Below are 4,562 nucleotides of genomic sequence, written 5' to 3' on the forward strand. Positions count from 1 at the left end.
GCTCACGCAGCACCGGCTCGCGGCCACCGCGAATGAGCTGCAGCGCTTGGCACAGGAATTCGATCTCGCGGATGCCACCGGCACCGCGCTTGATGTCGTCGTGCATCTCGCGGCGGGCGACTTCAGCAGTGATCGCCGCTTTCATCTCGCGCAGGCCGTCGAGCGCGGTGAAATCGAGGTAGCGGCGGTACACGAACGGACGCAGTGTCTGCAGCCAGGCCTCGCCAGCGGCGATATCGCCCGCCACCGCACGCGCCTTCAACCAGGCATAGCGCTCCCAGTCACGGCCTTCGCGCTGGAAGTACTGATCCATCGCAGCGAATGACAGCGCGACGCGGCCTGCGCTGCCGAACGGGCGCAGGCGCAGGTCGACGCGATGGCTGAAGCCATCGACGGTGGTTTCATCCAGCAGCTTGGCCAGGCGCTGGCCGAGGCGGGCGAAGTACTCCTCGGCCGCCAGCGCGCGCGGACCGTCGGATTCACCGCCCTGCACGTAGGCGTAGACCAGATCGACATCGGAACTGAAGTTGAGCTCGCCACCGCCCAGCTTGCCCAGCCCGAACACCACCAGCTGCTGCGGTTGGCCGTTGTCATCGGCGATCACCCCGTGGCGCTGGGCGAACTCCTGCTGCAGGGCGTCCAGCGCCAACCGCAGGCAGTCCTCGGCCAACGCGGTGGCGCCCGCCAGGGTCTGCGGCACGTCATCCAGGCCGGCCAGGTCGCGCCAGATCAAGCGCGTGGACATCGCCGTGCGCCAGCGCCGCAGCTGCGCCGGCCAGTCACTGGGCTGCAGCGGGTCGAGCACCGGCGCCGGCAGCGGCGGGCAGCCCGGCGCGGCCAGCTGCGCCAGCAGGCCGGGCTGGCGCACGAGGGTGTCCAGGGCGAAGTCGCTGCTGATGGCCAGCTGCACCAGCATCGGCTGCAGTTCGGCCGGAATGGGATCGGGCACTGCCTGGGCCAGGCGCGCCAGCGCGCGGTGGACGAGGGGCTGCAGGGTGGCGGGCAATTCGGCGGGGGCGAGGGTCATGCACTGATTCTCGCGGGGTCGCATCTCTTTGCCAACGGCGAAGGGCTGCGACCGCTTGCTGCGATATCGCCGAAGGTTGCTGGGGTTGCCGGCCAGCGGCCGGCACTACCGATAATGGAGGCCGCGCATTCATCTTGGGCGACAGGCAATAAAAAAGCCCGCTTGCAGCGAACTGCCAGCGGGCTCTGCTCCCTCCCCCACGTCGGGATGCAGGGCCATCGTGCGGTGTACGAAAGTACTTTGCACGCTGCACTGCAAAACAAAACTGACGGGTATGGGAGAGGCGTTGCCGGAAACACCATTCCACGAAGGTAGAACCCCCCGTACGGCGGGGGATGGCCGATAATCGGGATTCCCCCCAGAAACGCTGTCGTCATGACTGTTGATCGCATCGCCAACGCGCGTCTTCGTGACCGCGTGGTCTCCGCCGAGGCCGCAGCCGCGCTGATCCAGCCCGGTGAAACCGTGGCCATGAGCGGCTTTACCGGCTCCGGTTACCCCAAGGCCGTTCCCGTTGAACTGGCCCGCCGCATCGAATCGGTGCATGCCCAGGGCCTGCCCTTCCAGATCAGCCTGATGACCGGCGCCTCCACCGCGCCGGAACTCGATGGTGCGCTGGCCAAGGCCGATGGCATCGCCATGCGCATGCCGTTCCAGAGCGACCCGGATGCGCGCAACCGCATCAACGAGGGCAAGCTGGATTACATCGACATCCACCTCAGCCACGTTGCCCAGCACGTCTGGTTCGGCTTCTACGGCGAGATCGATACCGCCGTGATCGAGGTTTCGGCGATCCGCGAAGATGGCTCGCTGGTGCCCTCCACCTCGCTGGGCAACAACAAGACCTGGCTGGACCTGGCCAAGAAGGTGATCATCGAGGTCAACGAGTGGCAGCCGGCCGGCGTCGATGGCATGCATGACATCTACTACGGCACCGCGCTGCCGCCGCACCGCAAGCCGATTCCGCTGGTCAATGCCAACGATCGCATCGGCGAGACCGCGCTGCGCTGCGACCCGGACAAGATCGTGGCGGTGGTGCGCACCAATGGCCCGGACCGCAACAGCCCGTTCAGCCCGATCGATGCGAACAGCGAGCAGATCGCCGCGCACCTGATCGAGTTCCTGCAGCACGAAGTGAAGCGCGGCCGCCTGCCGGCCAACCTGCTGCCGCTGCAGTCGGGCGTGGGCAACATCCCCAACGCAGTGCTGGCCGGCCTGGCCAAGAGTGGTTTCCGCGACCTGGCGGCGTTCACCGAAGTGATCCAGGACGGCATGCTCGACCTGCTGCGCGATGGCGTGCTGAGCTATGCCTCGTGCACCGGTTTCGCACTGAGCCCGCAGGCCAACGAGACGTTCAAGGAGAACATCGATTTCTACCGCGAGCGCATCATCATGCGCACGCAGGAAATCTCCAATCATCCGGAACTGGTGCGCCGCCTCGGCTGCATCGGCATGAACGGCATGATCGAAGTGGACCTCTACGGCAACGTCAATTCGACGCACGTGATGGGCACGCGGATCATGAACGGCATCGGCGGTTCGGGCGACTTCGCGCGCAATGGTTTCCTGTCCGCGTTCCTGAGCCCGTCGACGGCCAAGAACGGCACCATTTCAGCGATCGTGCCGATGGCCAGCCACGTCGACCACACCGAGCACGACGTGTCGGTGATCGTGACCGAACAGGGCCTGGCCGATCTGCGTGGCCTGACCCCGCGCAAGCGCGCGCAGGTGCTGATCGACAACTGCGCGCACCCGGATTTCCGCGCGCAGCTGCAGGACTACTTCGATCGCGCCAGCCGCGAGAGTTACGGCAAGCACACCCCGCACCTGCTGCCGGAGGCGTTGTCGTGGCACCAGCGGTGGCTGGATACGGGCACGATGAAGGGCTGATGTGAAAAGGCCGGGCAGATGCCCGGCCTTTCTTGCCCACATCCGGTAGTGCCGCTGGCCGGCTCCCCTCAGCAACGGCCGCACGCCGGATGCTCGCCTGGCCCAAAAGCTGCCGGCCAGCGGCTGGCACTACCAGCAATCGGACATCGCTCGCCGGCTCCCTGTAGCGGCCGGCACACCTTCAGGCGGTGCGCAGGCTCGCCAGCGATTCGGCCTGGATGCGCTCGTAGATCTCGAACTCATCGTTCACCGCCGCGCCCAGCGCCTGTTCAAAGGCCTCGCGATTGGCATGGGCGGCGTACGCGCGCTGCTCGCCACCGCCCAGGTTCGACTGGAAGATGCCTGCGGCACTGACCGGCAGGAAGTCCTCGTAGACGATCGGGTCGGCCGTGGCCAGGCCCGCGGCAACCAGCACTTCGGCCGGCAGATCGGCCACGCGCTCCGGCGCGGCGCGGCCAGCGTCGGTCAGCTGGTAGCGGTAATACCCCAAGCCTTCCTGGCGCAGCGTGTCGTGGTCATCCGGGAAGCTAGCGAACACCGCCTGCAGGCGCTGCCCATAGTCGCCACCGGTGCTGCCCGCGCCGCCGGCATCGCGCGCCTGCGTCAGCAGCTGGTCGTACAGCGCGCGTCCCTTGGCGGTCAGCGCCAGGCCGCGCTGCTCGATCTCGCCGAAGCGCGCGGTATGGGTACCGGCGTCGCCGCCTTCGTTGCCCGGGAAGTGCACGGCCTCTTCCAGCGCCTTGAAGCTGGTCTGCCGCAGCAGGATCGGGCAGGCGCGACGCGGCRGGCCCTCGATCACCGCCTTGGCGGCCATGCCGTGCTCGATCATCGCCGCCTGCGCAGCGTCGATGTCCAGCGTGCGCGGGGTCAGGTGGTTGATGTGCGGGCCACGGAAGCTGACCACGTCGGCCACCAGCCGGTGCGCCTTGTGCAGGGCATGGTAGGTCGGCAGATCGACGGTGGCGTCGCCATGCCAGCGGAAGGTCTCCAGCGCCTGCTCGACGAAGCGCTCGGCATCGGCCTGGGTCAGGCCACCGTCACGCTCGGCCTGGTCGATCAGCGCCAGTGCGTCGTCGGTGAAGATGCGGCGGCGGGCGAGGATTTCGGCCGACTGTGCACGCAGTGCCTCGTCTTCGATCAGCTCCAGGCGCAGCAGCGAGGTGAACACGCGGAACGGGTTCAGTGCCAGCGCGGCGGCGGTCAGCGGACGGAAGGCGGTGGAATGCACCGGCACGCCGGCCACCGACAGATCGTAGTAACCCACCGGGTACATGCCCATCACCGCGAACAGGCGGCGCAGGGTTGCCAGTTCCTGCGGGGTACCGACRCGGATCGCGCCATGGCGTTCTTCATCCAGGCGGGCACGCTCGTCGTTGCGCAGCAGCTGCGCGGCCAGCGCCGGGTCCTGCGCCAGGACCTGCGTGTTGATCCGCTCCACCAGTTCCACCAGCGTGCCGTACAACGGCACTTCGGTGCGGTACATGCGGGACATGGCCTGGGCGAACAGGCGGCGGATCACATCAGGCGAAACGAAAGAGGCGCTCATCAGTCACTCGATTACGGGAACGGGGAACAGCTCGGACCCGTATTGTCGCCGGAGCGCGCGGCGGCGGCGATACGCAGAGCAACATGACCTGCGATGGGT

2 protein-coding genes and 1 pseudogene are annotated in these 4,562 nt (G+C 67.4%); 1 reads left to right on the forward strand and 2 read right to left on the reverse strand.

The window, feature by feature from the left end; all coding sequences use genetic code 11:
• Positions 1-1,027, reverse strand: a pseudogene (locus AB4Y84_RS13945) (bifunctional [glutamate--ammonia ligase]-adenylyl-L-tyrosine phosphorylase/[glutamate--ammonia-ligase] adenylyltransferase); the annotation flags it as partial.
• 375 nt (positions 1,028-1,402) lie between these two features.
• Between AB4Y84_RS13945 and AB4Y84_RS13950 the strand changes: the two are divergent.
• Positions 1,403-2,917: an acetyl-CoA hydrolase/transferase family protein gene (locus AB4Y84_RS13950; RefSeq protein WP_442244703.1), complete on the forward strand. Its 1,515-nt coding sequence runs from the start codon at positions 1,403-1,405 to the stop codon at positions 2,915-2,917.
• A gap of 181 nt (positions 2,918-3,098) precedes the next feature.
• On the opposite strand, the gene hglS is transcribed toward AB4Y84_RS13950, so the two are convergent.
• Positions 3,099-4,463 (reverse strand): 2-oxoadipate dioxygenase/decarboxylase HglS, encoded by a 1,365-nt coding sequence (gene hglS, locus AB4Y84_RS13955; protein WP_442250300.1) that lies wholly within the window; start codon positions 4,461-4,463, stop codon positions 3,099-3,101.
• Positions 4,464-4,562: the final 99 nt, after the last annotated feature.

It is taken from the genome of Stenotrophomonas sp. 2YAF22, from assembly GCF_052114665.1.
Lineage (GTDB): Bacteria > Pseudomonadota > Gammaproteobacteria > Xanthomonadales > Xanthomonadaceae > Stenotrophomonas > Stenotrophomonas indicatrix.